Here is a 26,572-nt window from a genome sequence, read left to right as displayed (position 1 = left end):
GCAGGACAAGGTGTACCGTCAGTGCGGCCGAACAGGACGCTCCAGCAGCCGGAAACGACGGAGATCGGACAGCATGGACCTCGCCACGACCGATCCGGACAGCGTGCTGGACGCCCTCGACCGCCGTCTGGTCTGCGCCCTCCAGGTGGACGGACGGGCCGAGCCCGGTCGGATCGCCGAGGTGCTGGGCGTCTCCGCCCGCACCGTCACCCGCCGGCTGGCCCGGATGCGGCAGGCCGGCGTGCTGCGGGTGGTGCGGATGCCCGACGTCGAGGACGCCGCGGTGGGCGCGCTGCTGCTGCGGGTCCGGGTGCTGAGCGGCCGGGTCGACGCCATCGCGCAGGCGCTGGCCGAGCGCCCCGACGTCCCCTTCGTCGACGTGATGCTCGGTGGTCACGAGGTCGGCGCCGTGATGCTGACCGACGCCGGGGCCCGCGACCGGCTGCTGTACGGGCAGTTGCCCGCGACAGGCGCCGTCACCGAGACCACCACCCACGCCGTGCTGCACGCCTTCGCCGACGCCGGGCAGTGGCGGGCCGGCCGGCTGACCGAGGAGGAGGCCGCCGCGCTCGCCCGGCCCGCCGTCCCGCGCCCCGCCGTGCCCCCGGTACTGGACACCCTCGACCGCGCGCTGCTGGACCGGCTGGGCGAGGACGCCCGGCAGTCCCACGCCGTCCTGGCCGCGGCCGTCGGCGCGCCCGAGTCGACCGTACGGCGCCGGCTGCAGCGGTTGGACGGGCTCGGGCTGCTGCGCACCCACGTCACCGTCGACCCCGGGCTGCTCGGCATGGCCGTGGACGCCAACCTCTGGCTGGACGTGCCGCCCGGCCGCCTCGCCGAGGTCGGCGCGGCGCTGGCCCGCCACCCGCAGGTGCACGGCGTGTTCGCCACCAGCGGCCCGACCAACCTGCTGGCCACCCTGTTCTGCGCGGACCACGGCGAGCTGTACCGCTTCCTCACCGACACCCTCGGCCCGCTCGGGGCCGCCCGCGTCGAGACCACGATCACCGCCCGCGCGGTGAAGCGGGCGGGCGTCCTGCTCCGGCAGCCGCCGCGGAGGCCGTAGACCGCGGACCGGAGATCGGAGACCCGAGACCGTAGGCGGTGCGCCGTTACCTGCGGGGTAATCGACGCCCGCCGCCCCGCCGGGCAGGGTGGAGGCACCCGGTGCGGCCGCCACGGCCCCGGGGCCCCACCCCCGAACAGGAGGCGATCCGCCATGTCCGCCCACGCGAACACCCTGACCCCCGCCCGGCCGGGCTCGGCCCTCTCGCCGTGGACGGTGCGCGGCGCGCTCACCCTGGACGCCCTGGTCACCGGCGGCAACGGCCTGGCCTACCTGGCCTTCGCCGGCCCGCTCGGCGACCTGCTCGGCATCGGCCGGGGCACCCTGCTCGACCTCGGGCTCCTCCTCACCGGCTACGCCCTCGCGGTCGGCGCGCTGGCCGCCCGGCGGCAGCCGTCGCGGCTCGGGGTGCGGGCCGTGATCGACGTCAACCTCGGGTGGGTGGTGCTCAGCCTGACCGCGATGGAGCTGTGGCTGCGGCCGACCACCGCCGGGTTCGTCTGGATCCCGCTGCAGGCTGCGGCGGTGGCCCTGTTCGCCGTCCTGCAGTTCACCGCCCTGCGCCGGAGCGAGCGGGGCGAGCGGAGTGACCGGGTCGGCCCCGACACGCCCTAGCGTTCCGGCCCCACCGCGGACTGCAGGAACCGCACCGTCTCCGGGTCGGCCGGGAGGAAGGTCTCCATGGCCAGCTCGGAGACGGTCACGTCCAGCGGCGTGTTGAAGGTCGCGATGGTGGAGAGGAAGGAGAGGATCCGCCCCTCGTGCCGGATCCGCATCGGCAGCGCGAACGGGAAACCCTCCTCGCCCGGGCCGTCCGCCGGGTCGTCGGCCGGCTCGGGGTAGCCGCGGACCTCCTCGTACAGCCGCCGCAGCGGCTCGGAGCGGACCAGCTCCAGCTGCTGCTCCATCCGTTCCAGCAGGTGTCGGCGCCACTGCCGCAGGTTGACGATGCGTGGCGCCAGCCCGTCCGGGTGGAGGGTGACCCGGATCGCGTTGAGCGGCGGCTGCAGCAGGTGCGGGGCGACGCCGTCCAGGAGCAGGCCGAGCGAGCGGTTGGCCGCCAGCACCCGGAAGCTCCCGTCGACGACGACCGCCGGGTACGGGTCGTGGGCGGCGAGCAGCCGCTCCATGCCGCCGCGCAGCGCGTCCATCGAGGGGTCGTCCAACGGGGTCTCGGGGTAGTGCGGGGCGTAGCCGGCGGCGAGCAGCAGCGTGTTGCGCTCGCGCACCGGGACGTCCAGTTGCTCGGCCAGCCGCAGCACCAGTTCCCGGCTCGGGCGGGAGCGGCCGTTCTCGACGAAGCTGAGGTGGCGGGCCGAGGAGTCCGCTCGCAGGGCCAGTTGCAGTTGGCTGAGCTGTCGTCGTTCCCGCCAACCGCGCAGCAGTGGTCCGACGCCGGTTCCCGTCGGGCTGCCCATGCCCGCCATGATCGTCATGGCCCAGGACGGTACTCGAACGAGCCCGGTCGGCGGGAGGGGGCGTGGGGACCGGGGGATACCGGGCGATCGGGGGGATGCCGGGGGCGGATCAGACGCCGGTGCTGGAACCCGGCCGGACGACCATCAGCACCACGACCACGGCCCACAGCAGGTTGAACACCCCGGCCGTCATCGGCAGCAGGCGCAGGCCGCCGACGGCCTTGGTGCGCCGCTCGTCCGCCGGGTCGAGGTCGAGCGCGTCCACGGCGGCCTGCTGGCCGGGCAGGACGAAGAGCAGCAGCGAGAGCGCGGCGATCGCGGTCAGCACCATCGAGACGATCAGCCAGGACTGACCGATCACGTCCATCACCTGGGCCAGGCCGATGCCCAGCACCGGCACGGCGACCCCCAGCAGCGCGTAGACCTGGGTGATCCGGTGCAGGACGCGCAGCACGCCCGCGTCGGAGGCCTGGTCCGGCCCGCCGGCCAGCGCGGCCTTCGCCCGGCGCGGGAACATGCTGACGGCCACCGCGACCGGGCCTATGAACAGGACCGACACGAGGACGTGCAGGCTCAGCAGGAACTTGGCCATGGCGGGGCACCCTTTGATCCGGTGGGCAGTTGGGGTCGGCGGGCGCACGGTCGGCGTGCCCACGACCAGGCACGCTAACACCGCTTATCCACACGCCCGGCGCGCGGGTCCCGCTCAGGCCCCAGGGCCTCGCTCAGGCCCCCGGGCCGCGCTCGGGCTCCGGGCCCCGCTCGGCGCGCGGGCCCGGTTCAGCCCGCGGCCGTCAGCTCCACGATCCGCGGCGGGGCGGTGCTGACGGCCGCGACTGCGGCGCCGTGCTCGGGGTCGGTCCAGTCGACCAGGTGCAGGTCCTCGTGCCGGCTGCGCAGCGGGGGCCCGGGCGGGACGGCCAGCGGCAGGGCGGAGAGGTCGATCCGGCCGAGGGTGTCCAGGGTGGCCCGGCCGATCTTGATCAGCGACTCCTTGCGCACCCACTGCCGCAGGAACGCCCGGTCCGGCTCGGGGTCGGCCTCGACCGCGGCCAGCTCGGCCGGGGTGAGCACCCGGCGGGCGACCGCGCGCAGCGAGCCGCCCCGGGCGGACAGCTCGACGTCCACGCCGATCGGCTGGTACCCGGCGCCCGCGGCGACCACGCCCCGGGTGTGCGACAGGCTCACGTGCACCTCCGGGTGGTCCGGCAGGTACGGCTTGCCGTGGTCGGCCAGCCCGCAGTCCGGGCACTGCTGGGCGAGCACCAGACCGTCGGCCGGGACGCCGAGCAGCCGGGCGGCGCAGAGCCGTACCAACAGGTGCCCGGCGGTGAAGTCGATCCGCCCGGACTCGTGCCGGAAGCGTGCGGCGCGCTCCCGTTCGAGCGCGGTCAGCAGGTGCTCGTCCGCCTCGGGGTGCCGCAGCACGGCGTCGGCGGACGCCACGGCGACGAGCGGCGTGCTCCGGTCCTGGGCCTCGGTGGTCATGCCTCCAACCTAGCCCCCAGCCGGCCGGGGGAGCGATTGCACCGTTCGTGGGAACTCCGGATCCGATCTGAGGGTCCCTGGGATGCGAATAGTCCGTTTCAGGGTTGGATGTCCTGGACTTGTGGGATGGTCAGCAAATATCACAGAACATGGCACGTCATCCGGGCCTGCCCTTTTCCATGCGCGGAGGAATTGTCGATGGGCCAGGCGACCGGTTCGCCGGATCGCAGAACGACCGCCGTGAGGACAGCCGCCACTCGCGGCCGCCGGGTCGTCCGGGCCGCGGTGGCGACCACCGTCGCCGCGCTGCCGTTGGCCGCCGTGCTGACGGTCGGTTCGGCCGCCCCGCTGGCCCCGCCGCTGGGCGCCTGCACCGGACCCGACTGCCCCGCCACCTGGCCGTCGGCGAACAACGGCGACTTCACCGGCCGGGATCCTCACCTCGCCCAGCGGCGGGCCCGACCGGGCATGACTCCACCAGCCACCACCCCGGTGGCGGCGGTGAGTTGCCCTCCGCCGGTGCGGGCAACGCCCCGCTGGTGTTCGGCCTGGCGGGCGCCGGCCTGCTCGGTCTCGGCGGCTTGGCCGTGATGGTCGTCCGCCGTCGCGGCCGTCACAGCTGACCATCGGCCCAGGCCGCCCGCGTCGACCCGACCGGGCGGCCTGCGTCGTTCCCGGGTGCCGTGCCGTGCCGTGCCGTGCCGGGTCGGCCCTACCGGGCCGCCGGGTAGTCCGCGAGCCCCGAGGCGAGCAGGCCGAAGGCCCGTTCCACCGCCTCCTCGACCCGCGTCCGCACCGCCTCGGCCGGCTCCCCGGCCACCATGGCCCGCCGGATCTCGCCGAGGACCGCCCGGTGGGCCCCCGCGACGGCCCCGGCCAGCACCTGGGGGAGCGGGTCGCCCGGGGCGGTCTCCGACTCCTCGGCCAGGACGGCGGCCAGCGCCGCTTCGGACCGTTCGCCGAGTTCCAGCAGCCGGGCCCGCAGTGCGGGGCTGTCCGCGACGATCCGCCAGAACGCCGCCATCCGGGGGTTCAGCCCGACCGTCGGCTCCCCGTCCGCGACCGCCGCGAGCAGGTCGGCTCGGACGGCGTCCACGGCGGAGCTGCCGGCGGGGCGGTGTCGGACGACCTCGGCGAGGTGGGCGACCACGGCGTCCTGCCGGTCGAAGAACAGGTCTTCCTTGGTCGGGAAGTAGTTGAAGACCGTGTTCGGCGAGACCCCGGCGGCCCGGGCCACGTCGACCACCGTGACCTGGTCGAACCCGCGCTCCGCGAACAGGCCCATGGCGGTGTCGGCCAGGAGCTGCCGGGTCTGCTGCTTCTTGAGTTCGCGAAGTCCCATGGCGGGATCCTAAGGGGGAATCATGATGTCGCACCAAACTTGCAGTGACACCAAAAATATCGGCTACGGTGGCGGCATGACCTTCACCTTCGGCATCTACCCCGGCGGACTGCTCGGCGACGAGACCGGCCTGCTCGCGCCCGTCAGCCCCGACGACCCGGCGTCGATCACCGCCGCCCTGCGCGAACTCCAGGGCGACGCACCCGAGTTCCTGGTCCGCGCCTACCGCTCGTACGCGGACCCCGGGCGTGCCCCCGAACGGCCCGAGCAGTACGCCGTCGACGGCCGCAGGCTCGACCTGGTGCTCCAGTACCGGGAGCGCAGCGGGGAGTTGGCGGGCTGGCTGGACTTCGTCCGACGGACGGTCCGGACCGAGGGCCACCGCATCGCCCTGCTCCAGATCTGCGAGGAGCCCAACCTCGACCTGCCGCCCGTGGACGGCAGCATCCCGAACGTCCGCCGGGCGGTGGTCGAGGGCGTGGTCGCGGCCAAGGAGGAGGCGCTGGCCTGCGGTTACGGCGATCTGGCCGTCGGCTTCAACGCGGTGCCGTCCTTCGACCCCGCGGACACCTTCTGGCCCGAGCTCGGAGAGCTCGCCGACGAGCGCTTCCACCGTGCTCTGGACTACGTCGGCCTGGACTTCTTCCCGGACGTCTTCCGGCCCGTCCCGCCGGGCCGACTCGCCGACGCGGTACGGGCGGTGCTGACCGGATTCCGGCGGGACTCGCTGCCCAGGGCCGGGATCGGGGCCGCCGTCCCGCTGCGGATCTGCGAGACCGGCTGGCCCACCGGCCCCGGGCGGAGCGAGGCGCGGCAGGCCGAGGTGGTCGAGGAGGTGGTCCGGACGGTCGCCGGGCTGTCCGCCGAACTCGCCGTCACCGGTTACGCGTTCTTCGCCCTGCGGGACACCGACAGCGCGGGCTCGGGGCTGTTCCCCCACTTCGGCCTGCTGCGCGACGACTACTCGCGCAAGCCGGCCTTCGCCACCTACCGGAAGCTGGTGGCCGAACTGACCTGCTAGGACGGCTAGTTGGCGTCGAAGAAGCGGTCCACCGTGCGGCGCCGGGCGGCGACGGCGTCCACCGGCTCGCCGACCACGCGGCCGGCCAGTGCGACGGCCAGCTCGCCGACGTCCTGCCGGAGCCGGTCGGCGGCCACGGCCCGGTCGGCGGCGATCCGCGCGCGGCCGGTGGCGAGCAGCGCGTCCCGGGCGTGCAGGCCCTCCGCGCGGGCCGCCGCGATCGCCGCCGCGCCCCGCTCGGCGTACTCCTCGCGGATCCGGGCCGCCTCGTGCCGGGCCGCGCCGATCTCCTGCAGTGCGGCGTCCCGGACGGCCTCGGCCTCGGAGCGGACCGCCTCCGCGCGTTCGGTGCGACCCTCGGTCGCGTCCCAGCGTTCGGCGCGCACCCGCTCGATGCGCGGGAGCAGGCCGACGCCGAGTATCCACATCATCAGGAAGAACAGCGCCAGGCCGAGAACCAGCATGGAGGGATCGGGCTTGAGCGGGCCGAGTTCGATGTTCACGCGCAACCTCCCCTTGACATGATGGGCAGTCAAGAGTGAAGGTTCCCCCGCGTGATGGCGGTCGAACGTTCACTCGACCATGACCTGTGTCACGTCAGGTGTGCGGGCAGGCGCAGCGCGAGGGCCCGCTCGGTGCGTTCCCGGCGTCCGGCCGTGATCGCGTCGAGCGGGCCCTCGCGGGCGCCGGGGCCGCCTGCCCCGGTGCCCGGTTACGTCACCGCGCCCCGCCGGGAGAAGCGCTCCGCGCGCCACTCGCCGCTCTCCAGCACCTCGGCCAGCTGCCGGGCGGCGTCCCAGACCTCGGTGTACGAGAGGTAGAGCGGCGTGAAACCGAAGCGCATCAGGTCCGGCGCGCGGAAGTCCCCGATCACCCCGCGCTCGATCAGCGCCTGCACCACCGGGTAGCCGTCCGCGTGCCGCAGCGCGACCTGGCTGCCGCGCCGGGCGTGCTCGCGCGGGGTCACCACCTCGATGCCGTCCAGGCCCTCGGTCAGTGCGATGAACAGGTCGGTCAGCGCCAGGCTCTTCGTCCGCACCGCGGCGAGGTCGGCCCGCTCCCAGACGTCCAGCGAGGTGTCCAGGGCCGCCTGGCCGAGCAGCGAGGGCGAGCTGGTCAGGAAGCGGCCGATGCCCGGCTTCGGGTCGTACCCGGGCTCGAAGGCGAACGGGCGGGCGTGGCCGAACCAGCCGCTCAGCGGCTGCAGCGGACCAGCTGCCAGGTGCCGCTCGGCGACGTACAGGAAGGCCGGCGAGCCGGGGCCGCCGTTGAGGTACTTGTAGGTGCAGCCGATCGCGAAGTCCGCGTTCGCGGCGCCGAGTTCGACCGGCAGCGCGCCCACCGCGTGGCACACGTCCCAGATCATCAGCGCGCCGGCGGCCTGCACCCGGGCGGTGATCCCGGGCATGTCCAGCAGCTCGCCGGTGCGGTAGTCCACGTGCGAGAGGACGACCGCGGCGACGTCGCCGTCCAGGTGCCGGTCCAGCTCCTCCGGCCGGACCAGCACGCTGCGCGCCCCCTCGACCAGGCCGGCCACGCCCTCGGCGATGTACAGGTCGGTCGGGAAGGCCTCGGCGTCACCGAGCAGCGTGCGCCGCCCCGGGCGCAGCCGCAGCGCCGCCGACAGCACCTTGAACAGGTTCACCGAGGTGGTGTCGCAGACGACGACCTCCGCCGGATCGGCGCCGATCAGCGGCGCGATCCGCCGCCCCAGCCGGTACGGCTGCTCGAACCAGCCGGCGTCGTTCCAGCTGCGGATCAGCTCCCGGCCCCACTCCTCCTCGACCACCTGGCGCACCCGCTCGGGCGTGCGCACCGGCAGCGCGCCCAGCGAGTTCCCGTCCAGGTAGATCACCCCGTCCGGCAGGGCGAACTCCTTGCGGAACGCCGCCAGCGGGTCGACGGCGTCCAGCGCCGCGCACTCCTCGCGCGTGGTCATGCCCGTTCCCATTCCTTCGCTCCCCTCGCTCACAGCTCGTCCCGGATCGTCCACAGCTCCGGGAACACGTCCTGCTCGGCCGACTTGCGCAGCCAGGTCAGCCCGCTGGAGCCGCCCGAGCCGGGCTTGCCGCCCATGGTCCGCTTGACCGCGGACAGGTGTCGCTGCCGCCAGCGGGTGACCCGCTCGGCGACGTCCAGCAGGGCCTCGCCGAGCGGCTGCAGCGCGGCGAACTCCGGCTCGGTGTATACCCGCCGCCACGCCGCCGCGACCTCGTCGGTCGGGCGGTAGCGCTGCTCGGAGGGCTCCGGGCGCAGCGCCAGGCCGCGTCGCGCCAGCAGTGCCAGAGCCTCGTCGTACAGCCCGGGGGAGCGCAGCGCCTCGGCCAGTTCGTCCCGCGTCCGCGGCATCCCGTCGTACATCGCCAGCAGTGCGGCGTTCTTGTTGCCGAGCAGGAACTCCAGGTGCAGGAAGGCCGCGGACTGGAAGCCGGAGGCCTCGCCGAACAGCGAGCGGAAGGAGTTGAACTCCTGCGGCGTCATGGTGGCCAGCAGGTCCCAGGAGTCGACCAGGACGTCCTGGGCGTGGGTGCCCCGGCGCAGCGCGGCCAGCGCGGCCGGCAGGTCGTCCTCGCGCAGCGCCCGCCGGGCGATCGTCCACTCGTGCCGCAGCAGGTCGAAGAGCAGCTCCATCACCTGGGTGGTGATGATGAACGACAGCTCGGCGGGCTCCTTGCCGCGCGGGTGCTGCAGGTCGTGCAGCTCCTCCAGGCGCACGTACTGGGCGTACGGGGTGCTCCGACCCGGCACCCCACCCCGACCGAACGACAGGTTGGGTGTCTCCACCGTGTCGTGCCCCATCCGATGCCTCCTGATCCGTCCGGGCTCCCTCGCCCGCTCCGGCGAACCAGACGGAGTGCCTGATTCCACCGGGGTGCCCATTGTGCGGCGGTGGAGGCCCCGGCTTGAATGGTCGACGGGCACCGCAACCGCCCTTGGAGCTGTCGTTCGCGAGGCGTTCGGCCGATCCGCTTTACGAATGGAAAACCCTTGATCCCGACCACCCGGGGAGTCGCCATGGACGCCGTCGACCGCCGCCTGCTGGCCGAGCTGCAGGCCGACGCCCGGCTCTCGTACAACGAACTCTCCCGCCGGGTGAGCCTGTCCGCACCCGCGGTGGCCGAACGGGTCCGCCGGCTGGAGGCCGAGGGCGTGATCAGCGGCTACCACGCCCACGTGGACCCCACCCGGGCCGGGCTGCCGATCACCGCGCTGGTGCAGATCCAGTGCTACGGCCCGCGCTGCGTGCTGCGCGACCCCGAGGTGCCGACCTGGCCGGAGGTGCTCCAGCTGCACCGGGTCACCGGCGGCGCCTGCTGCGTGCTGCTGGTCGCGGTCGCGACGATGGCCGAGTTCGAGGCGCTGTGCGACCGGCTCGGTGGCTACGGCCAGCCCGCCAGCTCGATGATCCTCTCCAGTCCGGTGCCGTGGCGCCCGCTCGCGCCGCGCTGACCGCGAGTAGGGGTGGCCGCGAGTCTGGGTGGCCGTGAGTGCCGTGGCCGCCGCTCGCCTTGACGTGGACGTCAAGGAGTAGGTTCCTCGGCATGTCGAACGAGCGCCACATCCTGCTGCTGCCGGGGAGCCTGCGGGTCGGCTCCACCAATGAGACGGTGCTGCGCACCGCGGCCGTCGTGGCCGCCGCCACCCCGGGCCTGCGGACCACGTACTACACCGGGCTGGGCGGGCTGCCGCACTTCAACCCGGACCTCGACACCGACCCGCTGCCGGAGCCGGTGGTCGCGCTGCGGGCCGCGATCGAGGCGGCCGACGCGCTGCTGGTCTGCACCCCCGAGTACGCCGGGACGCTGCCGGGCTCGTTCAAGAACCTGCTGGACTGGACGGTCGGCGGGGTCGAGATCTCGGACAAGCCCACCGCCTGGATCAACGCCGCCGGGCCGGGCCGCGGCGGCGGCGCCGAGGCGACCCTGCGCACCGTCCTCGGCTACACCGGCGCGGCCGTGGTGGACGCGGCCTGCCTGCGGATCCCGCTGGAGCGCGGGGCGGTCGGCCCGGACGGGCTGGTCGCCGACCCGCTGGTGCGCGAGCGGATCGGCGCGGTGCTGGCCGAGCTGGCCGCCGCCTGACCGCCGCGCTGCCGGCCGGGCTCAGTGCGCCTCGGGCAGGTGCACCCCGAGCCCGGCCAGGCCGGACAGGAACAGCTCCACGCCGACCGCCGCCAGCAGCAGCCCGAGCAGCCGGGACAGCACCTCCAGCGACGTGCGGTGGGTGCGCTGCATGAGCGGCGCGAGCAGGGCCACGCAGACGTAGTTGATCACCGTGACGGACACGTACGCCCCGGCGACGGTGGCCTTCCAGCCCCAGTCGTCCTCGTTGAGCGAGGCGACCAGGACGGCCGTCACCGCCAGCGGGCTGGCGATGTACGGCAGCAGCAGCTCGCGGATGCCGTCGACCAGCGGGTTCGGCAGGTGCTCGTCGTCCTCGTCCGCGCCCCCGAGGTGGACGCCGAAGACCAGCGCGACCGCGTAGACGAAGAAGATCAGCCCGCCCGCGAGCTGCAGCGACTGGTCGCTGATGTGGAAGAGCGTGCTGACCTCGTCCGCCGTGAAGCCGAGCACCAGGCCGATCACCGCCGAGATGACCGTGCTCCACGCCGCCAGCCGCCGCAGCTCCCGGGTGCTGCGGCTGGGGGCCAGCCGGGCGAAGGCCAGCAGGGTCTTCGGCGGGCCGACCACGGCGAAGAAGGTGATGAAGGCGCTGCTCAGGTTGAAGACGAACATGGGCCAAGCATGACCGCGGCGCCCGGGGCGGCCGGTCCGCCACACGGCCCGCGGCCGGGCGTGGCGTGGATCTCCCCGGCACCCGTGCCGACCCCGTTCGGCGGTTCATTCCCGACCGGCGGCGAATTCGCCCGGATGGCGGCCCCGGCTCGAACGGGTGCGCGCTGTCGGTTGCCATGGAGACAGGACTGCCATCGAGACAGGGCTGCCGGAGACAGGACTGCCACCGAGGCAGGGACCGCTCCGCCGCGGAAACGAGGATGCGACATGTGCCTGAACCGTAAGGACCTGGGCCTGTTGGCCCTGCGCAGCGCGGTCGGCGGGGTGCTGATCGCGCACGGCGCCCAGAAGCTGTTCGGCTGGTTCGGGGGCGGCGGCCTGGAGGCCACCACCCAGGCGATGGACCACATGGGCTTCCACCCGGCCCGGCAGAGCGCGATCGCGGCCGGCCTCGGCGAGGCGGGCGGCGGCGCGTTGCTGGTGGCCGGGCTGGCCACGCCCGCGGCCGGGGCGGTGGTGGCCGGGACGATGGCGGGCGCGGTGTCGGTGCACGCCCCGGCCGGGTTCTTCGCCATGTCCGGCGGCTACGAGTACCCGGCCTTCCTCGGCGCGACCGGGCTGGCGATCGGCCTGGCCGGCCCCGGGCGGTACTCGCTGGACCACCTGACCGGCCACGTCTTCGACCGGCAGTGGGTCGGCCTGCTGTCCTTCCTGGGGAGCGCGGCCGCGGCGTACGGCGTGGTGGCGCGGCGCTGGCAACTGATGCGGCTGCGCGAGGAGCGGGCCGCGGTGGAGGCGGACGAACAGGAGGGATCGGGGCTGTCCTGAGCGGGCCGGCGCCGAGGGGCCCCGGGGGTCCGTGGGCTGAGGCGTCCGTGGGCCGAGGGGCCCGGCGCCGTCCCGAGGGCTGATCCGCGGGCCGTCCCGAGGGCCCCGGGGCCCGTTCACCCGGAGGCAGCAGCCCTGCTGGCGGCCGCCCCCGGGCCCTCGGAGGGTGGGCGGGGAGGCGTGCCGGGCAGCCCGGCGCCGACCGGAATCGAGGGACCGCATGGACCGCCAGCCGCTCACCCGGGCCACCCCCCGGACCCCGTCGAGAGTCACCGTGCAGGACCTGGACGTGCCGCCGCTGCGCCGTCAGCGGCGGCCGGTGGCAGCGGTGTTGATCGCGGCGGTGGTCGGTGCGGTGGTGGGTGCGGCGGCGCTGGCGGGCTGTTCCTCGGGCAAGAGCGCGAGCAGTGTGGCCTCCGAGGCGGCGTCCGCGGTGGAGAAGGGCGCGAGCGCCGCCGCCTCCGCCGCCTCGGCGCTGGCCTCGGTGGTGGGCGGGGCGGGGTCGGCGATCGCCTCGGTGGAGGCGCAGGCCTCGGCGGCGGTGTCGGCGGCCTCCTCGGCCGTCGCCGGGATCAAGGGCGGGCTGGACGCCAAGGGGGACGTCACCGCCGGGCCGGTGACCAGCGGCGCGGACGGCAAGGCGCAGGTGCAGTTGACCGTCACCAACCACGGTCAGCAGTCGTACCGGTACGTGATCCAGCTGAACTTCACCGACGAGTCCGGGAAGGTGCTCGACGCGACCGCGGTGACCGTCCAGGACGTGGCCGTCGGGCAGAGCGCCCAGGCCACCGCGCAGAGCAACCGGGGCCTCTCCGGCACGGTCAAGGCCGACGTGGCCAACGCGGTCCGCTACTGAGGCGCAGCTCAGCGTGGGGCGGAACCTTAAGCGGGGCTCAAGGCCCAACAGGACCCCTTGACGGGTGAGTTGGTCTAGTCCATTTTTATTGCCCAGGTGCAGGGAGCCCCTGAACCGGCGTCAACGGTCTCGTGCCGCGGGCGCCGGTTCGGCGCATCCCGGTGTCCGTCATGGCCTGATCCCGCTCGATTCCCCACCCTTTCCTGTCATGTCCCGGTCGTCCGGCCCCACCCCGGACGCACCCCCCCGGGCCCGACGGGAACCCCCACAACCAGGAGTCACGCACCCATGCTGCGCTCACGCATTGAAAGGGCCGGGACCCCGGCTCCGCAGGGCGGCCGTCGACGCCGCCCCAAGAGCCTGGCCGCCGTCGCGGCCGGCACCACCGCCTCCCTGCTGCTCGGCGCGGGCCTCGCGCTGTCCGGCGGCGGCGCGGCCGACGCCGCGACCACCAACAGCACCGGCGCGCCCGCCACCAGCGGCGGCATCAAGGTCGCCTACTTCGACCAGTGGTCGGTCTACGCGAACGCGTACTACCCCAAGACGATCCAGGACACCGGCGTGGCCGGGAAGCTGGACTACCTGATCTACGACTTCGCCAACATCCACCCGACCGACCTGGGCTGTTTCGAGGCCACCAAGGCCGCCGACACCAACGACAACAACCCCAACGCCGGTGACGGCGCGGGCGACGCGTTCGCCGACTACCAGAAGAGCTTCGGCACGGACATCTCGGTCGACGGCGTCGGCGACGTCTGGAACCAGCCGATCGCGGGCAACTTCAACCAGCTGAGGAAGCTGAAGGCGAAGAACCCGAACCTCAAGGTCCTGCTCTCGCTGGGCGGTTGGACCTACTCCAAGTACTTCTCGGCGGCGGCCGCCACGGACGCCTCGCGCAAGCACCTGGTCTCGTCCTGCCTCGACATGTTCATCAAGGGCAACCTCCCGTCCGACGCCGGCTTCGGCGGCCCCGGCTCGGGGGCCGGCGTCTTCGACGGCATCGACATCGACTGGGAGTACCCGGGCGGCGGCGGCCACACCGGCAACCTCTCCAGCCCGGCCGACAAGCAGAACTTCACGGCGCTGCTCAAGGAGTTCCGCACCCAGCTGGACGCGCAGGGCAAGGCCGACAACAAGACCTACGCCCTGTCGGCGGCGGTCGGCGCCGGCCAGGACAAGATCATGAACGTCGAGACCGACAGGATCGGTCAGTACCTGACCTTCCTCGACGTCATGACCTACGACATGCACGGCGGCTGGGACGCGCAGGGCCCGACCAACCACCAGGCCCCGCTCTACTCCGGCCCGAACGACCCGTCGACCCCGGCCAAGCCGGGCAACGGCAAGTACTCGATCGACAACGCCGTCAAGGCGTGGACGGTCGGCGACGCGCAGTACGGCATCCCCGGCGGCTTCCCGGCCAACAAGATCAACATGGGTGTGCCGTTCTACTACCGCGGCTGGACCGGCGTGAAGGACAACGGCCAGCACGGCCTCTTCCAGCCCGCCGCCAGCCCGGCGGCCGGTGCGGCGATGTCCGGCAACGTCCCCGGCATCCAGATGTACAAGGAGCTCGCGGGCTTCGTCGACAACCCGTCCAAGACCTTCTGGGACGACGCCGCCAAGGCCACGTACTTCTACGACGGCAACACCTTCTGGAGCGGTGAGGACGCCAAGTCGATCCAGGCCAAGCTCGACTACGCGCACTGCAACGGCCTCGGCGGCTCCTTCGCCTTCTCGCTGTACGACCTGGGGACCAGGACCGCCCTGTTCGACACGATGGTGAACGCCACCAACGGCTCCGCCGCCGGCTGCCCGGCCCCGCCGACCGGCACTCCGACCCCGACCCAGACGCCGACCGGCACCCCCACCGGTACGCCGACCGGTACTCCGACGGGCACCCCGACCGGCACCCCGACCACGCCGGCCACCTGCTCGGCCGCCCCGAGCTGGGACCCGAACGCCACCTACGCGGCCGGCGGCACCAAGGTCTCGTGGAAGGGCCACTACTACACCAACAAGTGGTGGACCAAGGGCGAGGACCCGAGCCTGAGCGGCCAGTGGGGCGTCTGGGCCGACAACGGTCCCTGCTGACGGCCTGAACCACCGGGGGCCCGACGGACCCCCGCAGCACCCGAAGTCATGAGTCCGGCCCGCCGGGGGAGCACCCCGGCGGGCCGGACTCGTCCGTTCCCCGGCCCGCTAGCCCTGGTCGGCGGTGCGGCCGGGCGCGTCCGGCCGGCTCTCCTCGATCCGCCGCAGCATCCGGGCCAGCAGGCCGGAGAGCGCGGCGCGCTCCTCGCCCGTGATGTCCTGGAGCAGGCCCTCCTCGAAGACCGCCGCCATCCGCATCGATTCGAGCCACTTGTCGCGGCCGGTCTCGGTCAGCTCGATGATCACCCGCACTCGGTTGGACTCGTCCCGATCCCGGGTGACCAGGCCGTCGGCCACCATCCGGTCGATCCGGTGCGTCATCGCCGCCGGGGTGAGCCCGAGCCGCTTGGCCAGCTCGCCCGGCCCCAGCCGGTACGGGCTGCCGGAGACCACCAGGGCCTTGAGCACCTCCCACTCGGCGGAGGTGATTCCGAGCACAGTCAGCTGGCGGTCGTACGCCACGCCCATCCGCCGGGAGACCCGGTTGAGGGTCTGCACGATGGTCTCCACCTGGGGGTCCACGGTGGGGAACTCCCGCTGGTAGAGGGCCACCTGCTCGGCGATGCCGAACTCCAGGGGGGTGGCCGGGGCGGGCCTGTCGGCAGCCGGCGCCGGCTTGTCCGTAGTCATGCGGACCAGTGTCGCACGAGCGTGCACCCCTTAAGCCTTTGACTCCGCACTCTTCCGGTGCTAAGACTTTATCTCGTCAAACTTTAGCTCTGAAATCTTCTGGACTTAAGAGTGTCGGCCTCAAGAGTGTGAGGCTGAAGACTGTCCAGTCGAAACCAGGAAGGGATGTGCACGGTGACCGGCACGGTGAAGCAGCAGAGGCAGCAGCGACGCGGGGCGGGCGGCCCGCTGCGCCGCGTCCAGATCGGCAACGCGCTCAGTGCGTTCGGCAGCGGGTTCACGATGCCGTACATGTTCGTGTACGTGGACCAGGTGCGCGGGCTGGGTTCGCTGGCGGCCGGGATGGTGTTCACCGTCTTCGCGCTGGCGGCCCTCGCCGTCCTCCCGTTCACCGGGCGCGGCATCGACAAGTACGGTCCCCGCCCGGTGCTGCTGGCCGGTACGGCGCTCGCCGCCACCGGCGCGTTCGCCTTCGGCCACGCCACCGGCACCCCGGCCCTGCTGGTCTCCTCCTTCCTGTTCGGCGCGGGTGTCACCACCTGCCAGCCGGCGCTCGCCACGATGATCGTCCGCTGCTCGACGGCGGCGACCCGCGCGCACGCCTTCGCGCTGCAGTTCACCCTGGTCAACCTGGGCATGGGCATCGGCGCGCTGGTCGGCGGGCAGATCGTGAACGTCTCCGACCCGGCCAGCCTGACCAGGCTGTTCACCATCGAGGCGGCGACCTTCCTCGGCCTGGCCCTGGTCACCGGCACCGCCCGGATGCCCAAGATCGTGCTGACCGCCGTCCACGGGAAGAGCGACGGCCCGACCGGCCTGCGCGCGCTGGTCGCCGACAAGGCGATGCTGCGGCTCTGCCTGCTCGCCGGGCTGATCTTCTTCACCTGCTACGGCCAGTTCGAGTCCGGCGTCGCGGCCTTCGCCACCGACACCGTCGGCACCGCGCCCTCCACCCTGGGCTTCGCGATCGGCGCCAACGCGCTCACCATCGTGGTCCTGCAGATGTTCATGGTGCGGATCACCGCGCGCCGCCGCCGCACCACCGCGATGGCCGCGGCCGGCGTGGTCTGGCTCGGCGCCTGGGCGATGGCCCTGGTGGCCGGCCTGATCCGGACCGAGACCATGGCCGCCACGGTCGCCATCGTCTCGATCTACGCCCTCTTCGGCGTCGGCGAGTCACTGCTCGCGCCCACCATGGGCCCGATGGTGGCCGACCTCGCCCCGGCCCGGCTGCTCGGCACCTACAACGCCGGGTACGCCCTGGTGAAGCAGATCGCGATCGCGGTCGGCCCGGCCGTCGGCGTGCTGCTGGTCGGCTCCGGCACCTGGCCGCTCTACCTGGCGGCGATGGCGGGCTCGACGCTGCTGATCGTCACCCTGGCGCTGCGGCTGCGCCGGCACCTCACGCCGGAGCAGGACAACGCCGCGCCGGCCGTGGTCCACACCGTCCCGGTCCGCGAGCTGCAGACCGCCGCGTAGCGGACCGCCGGATGGCGGAAGGGCACGTCGCGGAAGGGCACGTACGAGCGTTCGGAACGGGCGCCGACCAGGTCACCTGGTCGGCGCCCGTCGCGCTTGGCTTCGCGAGCACCGCCACATAGTGTCAGTGCCTGTTGACCGCCCGGATCCGGCCGCAACGCCGGGCCCGGGCAGAGCAGACAGGCGAATCGGCGAGGCACATGACGCAAGCGGCGCTCACGCACCCCCCGGCGGCTCCGGCCCCCGCCGCCCCCGCACCGGCCCCGCTCGGGGGCGTGGTCCGCTGGGCGGCCGACCGCTCCGGCTGGCTCGGGCCGATCGGCGTGGCGCTCTTCGCCGGCCTGCTGCGGTTCTGGAACCTCGGCTACCCCAACGCCTTCGTCTTCGACGAGACGTACTACCCCAAGGACGCCTGGTCGCTGCTCCGGCAGGGCTACGAGGGCAGCTGGCCCGACCACGCCAACGCCGACATCCTGGCCGTCCCGCAGTCCATCCCGCTCGGCTCCGCGCCCGAGTTCATCGCGCACCCGCCGCTCGGCAAGTGGGTGATGGCGATCGGCGAGCAGCTGTTCGGCATGCACCCCTTCGGCTGGCGGTTCATGACCGCCCTGCTCGGCACCGTCACCGTGCTGATGCTGGCCCGGATCGGCCGCCGGCTCTTCGGCTCCACCCTGGTCGGCTGCACCGCCGCGCTGCTGATGTCGGTGGACGGCCTGCAGCTGGTGATGAGCCGGATCGGCCTGCTCGACGGCATCCAGATGTTCTTCGTGCTCGCCGCCTTCGGCAGCCTGCTGATCGACCGCGACCACGCCCGCGCCCGGCTGGCGCGAGCAGCGGACGGCGACCGGGTGCGGCTCGGCGCGCGCCCCTGGCGGATCGCCGCCGGGGTGTTCCTCGGCGCCGCCTGCGCGGTCAAGTGGAACGGCGCCCCGATCCTCGCCGCCCTCGGCATCCTGACCGTCCTGTGGGACCAGTCCGGCCGCCGCGCGGCCGGTGCCCGCCACCCCTGGCGCTCCATGCTGCGCCGGGACGCCGTGCCCGCCTTCCTCGCCATGGCCGGCTCCGCTCTGGTGGTGTACGTCGGCGCCTGGGGCGGCTGGCTGGCCAGCGGCGGGGCCGGCGAGGGCGGGTACGACCGGCACTGGGCTGACGGCCGCGCCGGGCTCTCCCCGGACAGCGTCCTCGGCATCCCGCTGCCGCAGGTGTCGATGAGCTGGGTGCCCGCGCCACTGCGCAGCCTGTGGCACTACCACTCGCAGATGTACGACTTCAACACCGGCCTGAGCACCCCGCACACCTACCAGTCCAACCCCTTCGCCTGGCTGGTCGACGGCCGCCCGGTCTCCATGTACTGGGAGCAGGTCCCCGACGGCACGCGCGGCTGCACCTCCTCCGGCGGCTGCTCGGCGCAGATCCTGGGCCTGGGCACCCCGTTCCTGTGGTGGGCGGCCTGCTTCGCGCTGGTCTACCTGCTGTGGCGCTGGTTCTTCCGGCGGGACTGGCGCTCGGGCGCGGTGCTCTGCGCGGTGGCCGGGATCTACCTGCCCTGGTTCCGCTACCAGGAACGGACGATCTTCTCCTTCTACATGGTCGTGCTGGTGCCGTTCCTGTGCCTGGCCGTCGCCCAGATGCTGGGCGCGGTGCTCGGCCCGCCCGGCTGCAGCCCCCGGCGCCGCCGGATCGGCGCGATCGGGGCCGGGGCCGTCGTGCTCGCGATCGTCGGCTGCTTCGCCTTCTTCTATCCGCTCTACACGGCGGAGGTGATCCCGACGTCGTCCTGGCAGGACCGGATGTGGTTCACCAGCTGGATCTGATGGCCTCGGGGCCTGTCCGACAGGCCCTTGCGGCCTCCGGCGGCCAGCTGCTGCCCGTCACCCCGGTGCTCGGGGTGGTCACCGCCGTGCTGCTGGTGGCCGCCGTCGCCGTCGCCGGGCGGGGCCTGCTCGGCCACGGGCACGCGGTGCTGCGGGCCGGGCTGCGGGCGGTGGTGCAGCTGGCCGGCGTCGCCGCGGTGATCACCTGGGTGGTCGGCTCGCTCTGGTGGTCGGCGCTGTTCGTCCTGCTGATGTTCACGGTCGCGGTGCGCACCGCCGGGCGGCGGATGACCCCAGGGCCCGGCTGGGTCTGGGCGGCCGCCCCGATCGGGGCCGGGGTGCTGCCGGTGCTGGCCCTGCTGCTGGGCGTCGGACTGCTGCCGCTCCAGGGGCTGTCCGTCATCCCGGTCGCGGGCATCCTGATCGGCGGCGCGCTCTCCGCGACCTCGCTGGCCGGGCGGCGCGCCCTGGACGAGCTGCGGCAGCGGCGCGGCGAGGTGGAGGCGGCGCTGGCGCTCGGCTTCGAGGAGCGGGACGCGCGGCTGGAGATCTGCCGTACGGCCGCGGCGACCTCGCTGGTCCCGGCGCTGGACCAGACCCGGACGGTCGGTCTGGTCACCCTGCCCGGGGCCTTCGTCGGAATGCTGCTCGGCGGGGCCTCGCCCGTCCAGGCGGGGGCGGTGCAGTTGTTCGTGCTGGTCGGGCTGCTGGCGGTGGAGTCGGTGGCGATCGTGGTGGTGCTGGAACTGGTCGGCCGGGGCCGGGTGGCGGCGGGGGCACCGGGCGAGGGCTGAGGCTCGGGGGTATTCGGTAGTGTCGGGTACCCTTGGGGTCGTTGAAGGGGAGTAGCCCTCCACCGGACCGTCGACATACTGGCCCCCAGGGGCCCGGCGCCCGGGGCACCGCTCGAAGAGCGTTGCCGGCGAGACCTTCGGCCGCAGTGCTGTGACCATGACCAGTGCTGTCGGGCCGAAGCGTCCCCTGGCGGAGCTGCGGAGGCCGGGCAGCCCGACCGAGGAACCTTCCTGATGAGTTTCACCGTTGCCGCGTTGACCTTCGGCATCATCTTCCTGGCCGAACTGCCGGACAAGACCGCGCTGGCCAGCCTGGTGCTCGGCACCAAGTACCGGGCGAGCTACGTCTTCGCGGGCATCGCCGCCGCCTTCGCCCTCCAGGTGGGCATCGCGCTGGTCGCCGGGCACCTGCTCTCGCTGCTCCCGCACCGGTGGGTGGAGGGCGTCACCGGCGCGCTCTTCCTGGCCGGCGCGGCCATGCTGCTGTTCCACGGCGGCGGGGACGAGGACGAGCACGCGGCCAAGGAGCCGTCCTCGAACAGCTTCTGGAAGGTGGCCGGGGCCAGCTTCGTGGTCGTCGCGATCGCCGAGTTCGGCGACCTGACCCAGATCATGACCGCCAACCTGGCCGCCAAGTACGCCGATCCGCTGGCCGTCGGCATCGGCTCCTGGCTGGCGCTCTGCGCGGTCGGCGGGGTCGCCATCGTGGGCGGGCAGAAGCTGCTCAAGTACGTGCCGATGAAGCTGATCATCCGGGTGGCGGCGGCGATCATGGTGGTGCTGGCGGGCGTCAGCATCTTTGGGGCGATCACCGGCTGACGGCCGCGGACCGTTCACCGGCCGACGGCCGCGGACCGACCACCGACCACCGGTTGACGGCCGACGGGCGGGGCCGGGGTCAGCAGCCCGGGTCGGCGGTGAGGACGGCCTGGGTCTTGGGGCCGTAGACGCCGTCCTCGCCCTTGATCCGGTTCTCCTTCTGGTAGCTGCTGAGCACCGACCGGGTCCAGGAGTCGAAGGTGCCGGTGACGATCGACTTGTCGACGAATCCGCATTCGGCGACGTACAGGCGCTGCTGCAGGTCCTTGACGTCCGGGCCGTTCATCCCGAGCTGCAGCAGGCGCGGGGTGGGCGCCTGGGTCGGGGTGGGCGTTGGTGTCGGGGTGGGGGTCGGCGTGGGCGTTGGTGTCGGGGTGGGCGTCGGCGTCGCGGTGGCGGTGGGCGTCGGCGTGGCGGTCTTCGTCGGGGTCGGCTTGCGGGTGGGCGTCGCGGTCGGGCTCGGCGCCTCGCTGGTCGGGGCCGCCGTGGTCGGGGCGGGCGCGGACGGGGTCGGGTCCACCGGTGCGGGTGCCAGGGTGGTCGGCAGCGGCTGCGCCTGCTTGGCGTCCGGCTCGGCGGAGGGCGTCACCGCGTACGCGACGCCGATGGTGAGCGCCACCAGCGCGGCGCCGACCCCCGCGAGCAGCCCCTTGCGCTGGGCGAGCGGGTTCTTCGCGGCCTGCTCGGCCGCCCGGCGCGCGGCCCGGCCGCCGGCCTCCGGCTCGGGCTCGGACGGGGCGTTGTCGAAGGGGAAGAGGCCGATCTCGTCGCCGGGCCCGCGCCCGGGGCCCTGCCCGTGTCCGTGTCCGGGCCCCTGCCCGTACCCGGGCCCCTGCCCGGTGGGGGACTGCGGCGGCGCGGCCTCGTACGCGCCCGGTCCGGAGGGCGGCACCGGCGGCAGCACGGTGGTCGCGTAGGCGTCGGCGTCCGGCCCGAGCGGGGCCCGACCCATCGGGACGGGCGGCAGCACGGTGGTGGCGTACGCGTCCGCGTCCGGTCCGAGCGGGGGAGCGACCGGCCCCGCGGGTGCGCCCGGCTGCCCCGGGGCGACCGGCGGCAGCACGGTGGTCGCGAACGGGTCCACGACCGGGGCGTCCGCCGGCGGCTCCTCGGCCAGTTGGTCGGCGGTCTGCGGGACGTACGGCCGGACCAGCGGCGGGCCCTCGACGTGGGGGAGGACGGCGGTCTCGGTGAGGCTCGGGTCCGGGACGCAGCCGCACCCGGTTGAGCGTGCGGTGCCGCACGTCGGGCAGTGCTGGTCCGGCATCGGCCGGTCCTCCTCGGTTTCGCGTCGGTGCCGCGGGTGATCTCGCGGGCGGTCTCGGTGGCTCCGGGGCGGGGCCCGGGCGCACGATCGCGCCTGATTATGCAGGACGGCCCGGAGGGTGGACAGGGGCGTCCGGCCCCGGGCGGGGGTGTTGTGCCGGTTGGTGCCGGTTGGCCCCTCCGAGAACGGTCCGGACGCCCCTGACGTCCCCCGTGCTTACGTTCGGCTCAACCCGGCGGAACAAATCGGGGCGAATCTGCCAGCATGGTGAGCTGGGAGTGATCATCCGCACGGACCCGCGAGCCGGGGCCGCGACCCTACGGAGACGCCTTGGCCACCCGAGATCCGCTGGAGACGCCATGACGGATCCGCTCGCCTCGTCCGACCCGAGCCCGGCGTCCGACCGGAGCCCGGCGTCCGACCGGAGCCCGGCGTCCGACCGGAGCCCGGCGTCCGACCGGAGCCCGGCGTCCGACCGGAGCCCGGCGGGCGAGCCCGGTCCGCCCGCCGCAGCCGTCCCCAACCTGTGGGTGCCGATCGGCGCCCTGCTGCTGGCGATGCTGCTCGCCGCCCTCGACCAGACCATCGTCTCCACCGCGCTGCCCACCATCGTCAGCGACCTCGGCGGCCTCGACCACCTCTCCTGGGTGGTCACCGCCTACATCCTGGCCGCCACGGCCGCGACGCCGCTCTGGGGCAAGCTCGGCGACATGTACGGCCGGAAGCGCTTCTTCCAGGCCTCCATCGTGATCTTCCTGCTCGGCTCGGTGCTGTGCGGAATCGCCCAGAACATGGGCGAGTTGATCGCCTTCCGGGCGCTGCAGGGCCTGGGCGGCGGCGGGCTGATGGTGCTCTCCCAGGCGATCGTCGGCGACCTCGTCCCGCCCCGGGACCGCGGCCGGTACCAGGGCCTGTTCGGCGCCGTGTTCGGCGTCACCAGCGTGCTCGGGCCGCTGCTCGGCGGGCTGTTCGTCGACCACCTCAGCTGGCGGTGGGTCTTCTACGTCAACCTGCCGATCGGCGTCGTCGCCCTGCTGGTGATCGCGGCGGTGCTGCACGGGCTGGAAGTGCGGCGCGAGCACCGGATCGACTACCTCGGCACCGTCCTGATCGCGGCCGTCGCCACCTGCCTGGTCCTGATGACCTCGCTCGGCGGCACCACCTGGGCCTGGAGCTCCTGGCAGATCGTCGGCCTCGGCGTGCTCGGGCTGGTGCTGCTGCTCGCCTTCGCCCTGGTCGAACGGACCGCGCCGGAGCCCGTCCTGCCGCTGCGGCTGTTCCGCTCGCAGACCTTCAGCCTGGTCGCGGTGATCTCCTTCGTGATCGGCTTCGCGATGTTCGGCGCACTCACCTACCTGCCGACCTTCCTCCAGGTCGTCATGCAGGTCTCGCCGACCATGTCGGGCATCCACATGCTGCCGATGGTGCTCGGCATGCTGCTCACCTCGATCGGCTCCGGCCAGATCGTCGCCCGCACCGGCCACTACCGCGTCTTCCCGATCGCCGGCACGGCGGTGACGACCGTCGGACTGCTGCTCCTCTCCCGGCTGGACGAGCACAGCAGCACCGCCGAGATGAGCGGCTACTTCCTGGTCTTCGGCCTCGGGCTGGGCCTGGTGATGCAGGTACTGGTGCTGATCGTGCAGAACTCGGTCGGCTACGAGGACCTCGGCGTGGCCACCGCCGGCGCGACCTTCTTCCGCTCCATCGGGGCCTCCTTCGGCGTCTCCATCTTCGGGACGATCTTCGCGAGCGGCCTGCGGGACCGCCTCGCCGACGCCCTGGCCGGGGTGCCGCTGCCACCCGGGTTCCGGCCGGAGGCCGTCACCACCGACCCGAGGGTCATCCCCCGACTGCCGGCCGCCGTCCAGGCGGGGGTCTACCACGCGTACGCCGAGTCGATCACCCGCGTCTTCCTCTACGCGGTGCCCGTCGCGGCGGTCGCCTTCGTCCTGTCGCTCTTCCTGCGCGAGCAGAAGCTGCGCTCCACCGTGACCGCACCGGACCTGAGCGAGTCCATCGGACTCAACCCGGTGGAACGCACCTCCCTGGACGAGATCGCCCGCGCGCTCTCGGTGCTGACCACCCGCGAGGCCCGGCGCGACCTCTTCCGGCGGATCACCGCCACCGCCGGCCTCGACCTGCTGCCCGCCTCCAGCTGGCTGCTCCTGCAGATGCACCAGCACGGCTCGGTCGAGCCGGCCGAGCTGGCCGAGCGGCGGATCGTCCCGATCGGCGTCATCGAGGAGGCCGTCCGGGAGCTGGAGGGCCGGGGGCTGGCCGCGCGGACCGGCGGGCTGCCGCTGCGGCTCACCGAACCGGGGGAGCAGACGGCGCTCCGGCTGGTCGCCGCCCGGCGCACCCAACTCGCCGACCTGCTGGGGGACTGGGACGAGAAGCAGTACGCCGATCTCGCCGAACTGCTCACCAGACTCAGCTCCGCCCTGTGCGCCGACCGGAGGGACCGGCCCGACCCGGTCGGGCCGCAGGCGCCCTACCGGGGCGAGGGGAGATCGTTCTGATCACCGCCAAGGGGCTTGCCGGTGAGGCGCGTTGGCGTATCGTCGCCATGGCGTCGGGGGCGCGGTCGGGGGCGCGGTCGGCCGTGGCGGCGTCGACGTTGTCGCCGGACTTGAGGGATCCGGCCGGACCAGGACGGGAGGGTGCGGTATGCCGCTCGAAATCGAGCGCAAGTTCCTGCTGACCGCCTTCGTGCCACCGGAGACGGCGGTGCGCCGACGGATCGAGCAGGGCTACATCGCGATCAAGGACGACGGGACGGAAGTCCGGCTGCGGCGGATCGGCGGCAGCTGCGTCCTCGGCGTCAAGCGGGCCACGGCCGGGGCCGCGCCCGTCCGCGTCGAGGTGGAACGCGAGCTCGGGGAGCGGGAGTTCGAGGAGCTCTGGCCGGCCACGGCCGGGGCCCGGCTGGTCAAGGACCGGTACACCTTCGATTCGGCCGGTGTCACCGTCGAAGTCGACGTCTACCGGGGCGAGTTGGCCGGACTGCTCACCGCCGAGGTGGAGTTCGGCTCGGTGGCGGAGGCGGAGGCCTTCACCCCGCCGGACTGGTTCGGCGCCGAGATCACCGGCGTCAAGGCGTACAAGAACCAGCGCCTCGCGGTCCGAGGGCTCCCCGAGTCCTGATGCCTGCACGGTAGTTGTGCGCCCGCGGCCCCGGCTCCGGCCTCTGGGTGCGCCCCGGCCCCGGCCCCGGCCCCGCCCCGGCCCCGGCCTCAGGGCGCGCCGAACCAGCGGGGCGTGTCGAGGCGGAACGGGTCGCCGGGGGCGAGCCGGCGCAGCCCGTCCTCCACCTGGCGCAGCTGCTCCTCGCCGAGGGTCGCCGACCACTCGGCGCGCAGCTCGTCGAAGATCCGTGCCGAGCGGACCAGGCAGTCCACGCCCCGGTCGGTGAGCCGGACCACCTTGCGGCGGGCGTCGGCCGGGTCGCTGCCGCGCTCGACGTAGCCGAGCTGCTCCAGGCCCTCGACGGTCTTGCCCGCGGCCTGCTTGGAGACGCCGAGCCGGCGGCCGAGTTCGACGGCGGTGGTGCCGTGCGGCCCGATCGCCTGGAAGACGAAGCCGTGCATCGGGCGCAGGTCCGGGTGTCCTTCGCGGGCGATGCGCTCGTGCAGCTCGTCGATGATCGTCCGGAAGGCGAGCAGCAGTCGCAGCGGCAGCTCGAAGCCCGGCGGGGTCGGTTCACTTGACACGATAGACAACCTCATTGACCATATAGACAACTTCATTGTCCATCTTAGGGGGTTCCTTCGCCATGCCCGTGATCCACCGATCCGACGCCCGCCGCACCGAGACCCCGAACGCCACCATGACCACCCTGGGCTCGCCCACCCAGGGCTCCATCGCCCTGGCGATGTGGCAGGTCGAGATGCGGCCGCACGCCCAAGGCCCGCTGCACGCCATGGACACCGAACAGATCTGGACCCTCCTCACCGGCTCCGCCACCGTCGCCCATGGCGGCGACACCCTCACCCTCTCCGCCGGCGACACCCTCGTCCTCCCCGCCGACACCGCCCGCCGCATCGCCACCACCGAAGGCTTCACCGCCGTCGTCGCCTCCACCTCCCCCTCTCACGCCTACAACCCCGACGCCCGCACCCCCGAAGACGCCTGCGCCCTCGCCCCCCGCGACGACCAGCGCGTCCTCCCGCCGTGGATCGCCTGAACCGCCCGGCGTGAGGTGTAGGACACTGCTCGCAATGACCCGGCCGACGGCCCGCACCCGGGCCCCGGCGAACCGATAAGGAGCGGCATGTCCGTCGTCAAGATCAACGTACTGACGGTCCCGGCCGAACAGCGCGAGGTGCTGGAGCAGCGCTTCGCCTCCCGCGCCGGCGCGGTGGAGAACTCGGACGGCTTCGAGTGGTTCGAACTCCTCCGCCCCGTCGAGGGCACCGACCAGTACCTGGTCTACACCCGCTGGCGCAGCGAGGAGGACTTCAAGGCCCGGCGGCGAGGGCGAGGCGCCCAAGCGCCCGGCCGCCTCCGGCTCCACCCTCTGGTCCTTCGAGGTCGTCCAGTCGGCTGGCCCCAAGGCCTGACGCTCGTACGGCGGTTGCGTGCCCCGGGGTTCCCACCGGACCCCGGGGCACGCGGCTGTCCGGGGGCGGCCGGTGGCTCAGGCGGAGGCGGCGTAGAGGACTTCGCGGAGGCCGGGGACGGTTTCGCGGTCGGCGCGCCAGACGAGGCGGAGGTGGAGGGGCGGGGGTGGGGGTGTGAGGGGGAGGCGGATGAGGGTGCCGGCGGCGAGGGCGAGGCGCCCAAGCGCCCGGCCGCCTCCGGCTCCACCCTCTGGTCCTTCGAGGTCGTCCAGTCGGCTGGCCCCAAGGCCTGACGCTC

27 protein-coding genes and 2 pseudogenes are annotated in these 26,572 nt (G+C 73.5%); 18 read left to right on the top strand and 11 right to left on the bottom strand.

Annotated elements, in window-relative coordinates; genetic code table 11:
• Positions 1 to 73: 73 nt before the first annotated feature.
• Together OP86_RS22645 and OP86_RS22640 are read left to right on the top strand one after the other, a co-directional pair.
• Entirely contained in the window at positions 74 to 1,066 is a 993-nt protein-coding gene (locus tag OP86_RS22645; RefSeq protein WP_030058676.1) for an Lrp/AsnC family transcriptional regulator, read from the top strand.
• Positions 1,067 to 1,219: 153 nt separating this feature from the next.
• Entirely contained in the window at positions 1,220 to 1,681 is a 462-nt protein-coding gene (locus OP86_RS22640) for a hypothetical protein (RefSeq protein WP_234434982.1), read from the top strand.
• On the opposite strand, the gene OP86_RS22635 is transcribed toward OP86_RS22640, so the two are convergent.
• From OP86_RS22635 to OP86_RS22625, 3 genes are all read right to left on the bottom strand, one after another.
• Entirely contained in the window at positions 1,678 to 2,502 is an 825-nt protein-coding gene (locus tag OP86_RS22635; RefSeq protein ID WP_030258386.1) for a helix-turn-helix domain-containing protein, read from the bottom strand. The genes OP86_RS22640 and OP86_RS22635 overlap by 4 nt on opposite strands.
• A 91-nt stretch (positions 2,503 to 2,593) precedes the next feature.
• Positions 2,594 to 3,076, bottom strand: a complete 483-nt coding sequence (locus OP86_RS22630) for a membrane protein (protein WP_030058673.1) — start codon at positions 3,074 to 3,076, stop codon at positions 2,594 to 2,596.
• Positions 3,077 to 3,264: 188 nt separating this feature from the next.
• A complete protein-coding gene (locus OP86_RS22625) occupies positions 3,265 to 3,972 on the bottom strand; it encodes a 4'-phosphopantetheinyl transferase family protein (protein WP_030058671.1) in 708 nt (235 codons plus the stop codon).
• 240 nt (positions 3,973 to 4,212) lie between these two features.
• On the opposite strand from OP86_RS22625, the gene OP86_RS37230 reads away from it, so the two are divergent.
• On the top strand, positions 4,213 to 4,563 hold the full coding sequence (locus tag OP86_RS37230; RefSeq protein WP_167344226.1) for a hypothetical protein: 351 nt from the start codon (positions 4,213 to 4,215) through the stop codon (positions 4,561 to 4,563).
• Positions 4,564 to 4,684: 121 nt separating this feature from the next.
• Here OP86_RS37230 and OP86_RS22615 read toward each other — a convergent pair whose 3' ends face one another.
• The gene (locus tag OP86_RS22615) at positions 4,685 to 5,314 is read right to left on the bottom strand and encodes a TetR family transcriptional regulator (protein WP_030258390.1); all 630 of its coding nucleotides are present in this window, start codon (positions 5,312 to 5,314) and stop codon (positions 4,685 to 4,687) included.
• Positions 5,315 to 5,390: 76 nt separating this feature from the next.
• Between OP86_RS22615 and OP86_RS22610 the strand changes: the two genes are divergently transcribed.
• Positions 5,391 to 6,335, top strand: coding sequence for a hypothetical protein (locus OP86_RS22610; protein WP_030058668.1), 945 nt, complete (start codon positions 5,391 to 5,393; stop codon positions 6,333 to 6,335).
• A gap of 5 nt (positions 6,336 to 6,340) precedes the next feature.
• Here the strand turns inward: OP86_RS22610 and OP86_RS22605 are convergent, their stop codons facing one another.
• The 3 genes from OP86_RS22605 to OP86_RS22595 all read right to left on the bottom strand — a co-directional run bounded on the left by OP86_RS22605 (position 6,341) and on the right by OP86_RS22595 (position 9,134).
• Positions 6,341 to 6,838: a F0F1 ATP synthase subunit B family protein gene (locus OP86_RS22605; RefSeq protein WP_234434983.1), complete on the bottom strand. Its 498-nt coding sequence runs from the start codon at positions 6,836 to 6,838 to the stop codon at positions 6,341 to 6,343.
• A gap of 209 nt (positions 6,839 to 7,047) precedes the next feature.
• Positions 7,048 to 8,274, bottom strand: coding sequence for a kynureninase (gene kynU, locus OP86_RS22600; RefSeq protein ID WP_030258396.1), 1,227 nt, complete (start codon positions 8,272 to 8,274; stop codon positions 7,048 to 7,050).
• 29 nt (positions 8,275 to 8,303) lie between these two features.
• Entirely contained in the window at positions 8,304 to 9,134 is an 831-nt protein-coding gene (locus OP86_RS22595; protein ID WP_030058664.1) for a tryptophan 2,3-dioxygenase, read from the bottom strand.
• A gap of 216 nt (positions 9,135 to 9,350) precedes the next feature.
• Here OP86_RS22595 and OP86_RS22590 point away from each other — a divergent pair, with 216 nt between their 5' ends.
• Both OP86_RS22590 and OP86_RS22585 read left to right on the top strand, forming a co-directional pair.
• Positions 9,351 to 9,785, top strand: a complete 435-nt coding sequence (locus OP86_RS22590; RefSeq protein ID WP_030058663.1) for an Lrp/AsnC family transcriptional regulator — start codon at positions 9,351 to 9,353, stop codon at positions 9,783 to 9,785.
• A gap of 92 nt (positions 9,786 to 9,877) precedes the next feature.
• Positions 9,878 to 10,417 carry an NADPH-dependent FMN reductase gene (locus OP86_RS22585; protein ID WP_030058662.1) on the top strand — a complete coding sequence of 180 codons (540 nt, stop codon included), beginning with the start codon at positions 9,878 to 9,880 and terminating at the stop codon, positions 10,415 to 10,417.
• A gap of 21 nt (positions 10,418 to 10,438) precedes the next feature.
• Here the strand turns inward: OP86_RS22585 and OP86_RS22580 are convergent, their stop codons facing one another.
• On the bottom strand, positions 10,439 to 11,071 hold the full coding sequence (locus OP86_RS22580; protein ID WP_030258399.1) for a MarC family protein: 633 nt from the start codon (positions 11,069 to 11,071) through the stop codon (positions 10,439 to 10,441).
• Positions 11,072 to 11,338: 267 nt separating this feature from the next.
• Between OP86_RS22580 and OP86_RS22575 the strand changes: the two genes are divergently transcribed.
• From OP86_RS22575 to OP86_RS22565, 3 genes are all read left to right on the top strand, one after another.
• Complete coding sequence (locus OP86_RS22575) at positions 11,339 to 11,899, top strand: DoxX family protein (protein WP_030058658.1); 561 nt, start codon at positions 11,339 to 11,341, stop codon at positions 11,897 to 11,899.
• A 220-nt stretch (positions 11,900 to 12,119) separates the two neighbouring features.
• Entirely contained in the window at positions 12,120 to 12,755 is a 636-nt protein-coding gene (locus OP86_RS36820; protein WP_051834194.1) for an FxLYD domain-containing protein, read from the top strand.
• A 288-nt stretch (positions 12,756 to 13,043) separates the two neighbouring features.
• Positions 13,044 to 14,849, top strand: a complete 1,806-nt coding sequence (locus tag OP86_RS22565) for a glycosyl hydrolase family 18 protein (RefSeq protein WP_078588947.1) — start codon at positions 13,044 to 13,046, stop codon at positions 14,847 to 14,849.
• A gap of 108 nt (positions 14,850 to 14,957) precedes the next feature.
• Here OP86_RS22565 and OP86_RS22560 read toward each other — a convergent pair whose 3' ends face one another.
• Positions 14,958 to 15,539 (bottom strand): MarR family winged helix-turn-helix transcriptional regulator, encoded by a 582-nt coding sequence (locus OP86_RS22560; RefSeq protein ID WP_030058654.1) that lies wholly within the window; start codon positions 15,537 to 15,539, stop codon positions 14,958 to 14,960.
• A gap of 174 nt (positions 15,540 to 15,713) precedes the next feature.
• Here OP86_RS22560 and OP86_RS22555 point away from each other — a divergent pair, with 174 nt between their 5' ends.
• From OP86_RS22555 to OP86_RS22540, 4 genes are all read left to right on the top strand, one after another.
• Positions 15,714 to 17,018, top strand: coding sequence for an MFS transporter (locus OP86_RS22555; RefSeq protein ID WP_234434984.1), 1,305 nt, complete (start codon positions 15,714 to 15,716; stop codon positions 17,016 to 17,018).
• 200 nt (positions 17,019 to 17,218) lie between these two features.
• Positions 17,219 to 18,832: a dolichyl-phosphate-mannose--protein mannosyltransferase gene (locus tag OP86_RS22550; RefSeq protein WP_078588950.1), complete on the top strand. Its 1,614-nt coding sequence runs from the start codon at positions 17,219 to 17,221 to the stop codon at positions 18,830 to 18,832.
• Positions 18,832 to 19,626, top strand: coding sequence for an ABC transporter permease (locus OP86_RS22545; protein WP_051830425.1), 795 nt, complete (start codon positions 18,832 to 18,834; stop codon positions 19,624 to 19,626). Before OP86_RS22550 ends, OP86_RS22545 begins: the two co-directional genes overlap by 1 nt.
• A gap of 231 nt (positions 19,627 to 19,857) precedes the next feature.
• Positions 19,858 to 20,445 carry a TMEM165/GDT1 family protein gene (locus OP86_RS22540; RefSeq protein WP_030058648.1) on the top strand — a complete coding sequence of 196 codons (588 nt, stop codon included), beginning with the start codon at positions 19,858 to 19,860 and terminating at the stop codon, positions 20,443 to 20,445.
• A 79-nt stretch (positions 20,446 to 20,524) separates the two neighbouring features.
• On the opposite strand, the gene OP86_RS38855 is transcribed toward OP86_RS22540, so the two are convergent.
• Positions 20,525 to 21,712 (bottom strand): peptidoglycan-binding domain-containing protein, encoded by a 1,188-nt coding sequence (locus OP86_RS38855; RefSeq protein WP_030058647.1) that lies wholly within the window; start codon positions 21,710 to 21,712, stop codon positions 20,525 to 20,527.
• Positions 21,713 to 22,071: 359 nt separating this feature from the next.
• On the opposite strand from OP86_RS38855, the gene OP86_RS22530 reads away from it, so the two are divergent.
• Both OP86_RS22530 and OP86_RS22525 read left to right on the top strand, forming a co-directional pair.
• Complete coding sequence (locus OP86_RS22530; protein WP_078588952.1) at positions 22,072 to 24,234, top strand: MFS transporter; 2,163 nt, start codon at positions 22,072 to 22,074, stop codon at positions 24,232 to 24,234.
• A 148-nt stretch (positions 24,235 to 24,382) separates the two neighbouring features.
• On the top strand, positions 24,383 to 24,859 hold the full coding sequence (locus OP86_RS22525) for a CYTH domain-containing protein (RefSeq protein WP_030058642.1): 477 nt from the start codon (positions 24,383 to 24,385) through the stop codon (positions 24,857 to 24,859).
• A gap of 89 nt (positions 24,860 to 24,948) precedes the next feature.
• On the opposite strand, the gene OP86_RS22520 is transcribed toward OP86_RS22525, so the two are convergent.
• Entirely contained in the window at positions 24,949 to 25,440 is a 492-nt protein-coding gene (locus tag OP86_RS22520; RefSeq protein WP_030258414.1) for a MarR family winged helix-turn-helix transcriptional regulator, read from the bottom strand.
• A 47-nt stretch (positions 25,441 to 25,487) separates the two neighbouring features.
• Between OP86_RS22520 and OP86_RS22515 the strand changes: the two genes are divergently transcribed.
• From OP86_RS22515 to OP86_RS37540, 3 genes and pseudogenes are all read left to right on the top strand, one after another.
• Positions 25,488 to 25,898: a cupin domain-containing protein gene (locus OP86_RS22515; protein ID WP_030058640.1), complete on the top strand. Its 411-nt coding sequence runs from the start codon at positions 25,488 to 25,490 to the stop codon at positions 25,896 to 25,898.
• A gap of 87 nt (positions 25,899 to 25,985) precedes the next feature.
• Positions 25,986 to 26,274 (top strand): annotated as a pseudogene (locus tag OP86_RS33025) (antibiotic biosynthesis monooxygenase family protein).
• Positions 26,275 to 26,468: 194 nt separating this feature from the next.
• Positions 26,469 to 26,567: pseudogene (locus OP86_RS37540) on the top strand (antibiotic biosynthesis monooxygenase); the annotation flags it as partial.
• Between the last annotated feature and the right edge of the window lie 5 nt (positions 26,568 to 26,572).

Origin of the sequence: Streptomyces novaecaesareae (genome assembly GCF_000716875.1) — a bacterium.
In the GTDB taxonomy this organism is placed as follows: domain Bacteria; phylum Actinomycetota; class Actinomycetes; order Streptomycetales; family Streptomycetaceae; genus Kitasatospora; species Kitasatospora novaecaesareae.
This window is presented reverse-complemented; position numbering and strand designations above follow the sequence as displayed.

Coding starts and splice junctions, on each gene's coding strand:
- OP86_RS36820 (WP_051834194.1), top strand. CDS start 12,120: ATGGACCGCCAGCCGCTCACCCGGGCCACCCCCCGGACCCCGTCGAGA.
- OP86_RS22565 (WP_078588947.1), top strand. CDS start 13,044: ATGCTGCGCTCACGCATTGAAAGGGCCGGGACCCCGGCTCCGCAGGGC.
- OP86_RS22515 (WP_030058640.1), top strand. CDS start 25,488: ATGCCCGTGATCCACCGATCCGACGCCCGCCGCACCGAGACCCCGAAC.
- OP86_RS22580 (WP_030258399.1), bottom strand. CDS start 11,071: ATGTTCGTCTTCAACCTGAGCAGCGCCTTCATCACCTTCTTCGCCGTG.
- OP86_RS22595 (WP_030058664.1), bottom strand. CDS start 9,134: ATGGGGCACGACACGGTGGAGACACCCAACCTGTCGTTCGGTCGGGGT.
- OP86_RS22590 (WP_030058663.1), top strand. CDS start 9,351: ATGGACGCCGTCGACCGCCGCCTGCTGGCCGAGCTGCAGGCCGACGCC.
- OP86_RS22645 (WP_030058676.1), top strand. CDS start 74: ATGGACCTCGCCACGACCGATCCGGACAGCGTGCTGGACGCCCTCGAC.
- OP86_RS22545 (WP_051830425.1), top strand. CDS start 18,832: ATGGCCTCGGGGCCTGTCCGACAGGCCCTTGCGGCCTCCGGCGGCCAG.
- OP86_RS22530 (WP_078588952.1), top strand. CDS start 22,072: ATGACGGATCCGCTCGCCTCGTCCGACCCGAGCCCGGCGTCCGACCGG.
- OP86_RS22560 (WP_030058654.1), bottom strand. CDS start 15,539: ATGACTACGGACAAGCCGGCGCCGGCTGCCGACAGGCCCGCCCCGGCC.
- OP86_RS22575 (WP_030058658.1), top strand. CDS start 11,339: ATGTGCCTGAACCGTAAGGACCTGGGCCTGTTGGCCCTGCGCAGCGCG.
- OP86_RS22520 (WP_030258414.1), bottom strand. CDS start 25,440: ATGAGGTTGTCTATCGTGTCAAGTGAACCGACCCCGCCGGGCTTCGAG.
- OP86_RS22550 (WP_078588950.1), top strand. CDS start 17,219: ATGACGCAAGCGGCGCTCACGCACCCCCCGGCGGCTCCGGCCCCCGCC.
- OP86_RS22585 (WP_030058662.1), top strand. CDS start 9,878: ATGTCGAACGAGCGCCACATCCTGCTGCTGCCGGGGAGCCTGCGGGTC.
- OP86_RS22640 (WP_234434982.1), top strand. CDS start 1,220: ATGTCCGCCCACGCGAACACCCTGACCCCCGCCCGGCCGGGCTCGGCC.
- OP86_RS22635 (WP_030258386.1), bottom strand. CDS start 2,502: ATGACGATCATGGCGGGCATGGGCAGCCCGACGGGAACCGGCGTCGGA.
- OP86_RS22630 (WP_030058673.1), bottom strand. CDS start 3,076: ATGGCCAAGTTCCTGCTGAGCCTGCACGTCCTCGTGTCGGTCCTGTTC.
- OP86_RS38855 (WP_030058647.1), bottom strand. CDS start 21,712: ATGCCGGACCAGCACTGCCCGACGTGCGGCACCGCACGCTCAACCGGG.
- OP86_RS22610 (WP_030058668.1), top strand. CDS start 5,391: ATGACCTTCACCTTCGGCATCTACCCCGGCGGACTGCTCGGCGACGAG.
- OP86_RS22615 (WP_030258390.1), bottom strand. CDS start 5,314: ATGGGACTTCGCGAACTCAAGAAGCAGCAGACCCGGCAGCTCCTGGCC.
- kynU (WP_030258396.1), bottom strand. CDS start 8,274: ATGACCACGCGCGAGGAGTGCGCGGCGCTGGACGCCGTCGACCCGCTG.
- OP86_RS22525 (WP_030058642.1), top strand. CDS start 24,383: ATGCCGCTCGAAATCGAGCGCAAGTTCCTGCTGACCGCCTTCGTGCCA.
- OP86_RS22625 (WP_030058671.1), bottom strand. CDS start 3,972: ATGACCACCGAGGCCCAGGACCGGAGCACGCCGCTCGTCGCCGTGGCG.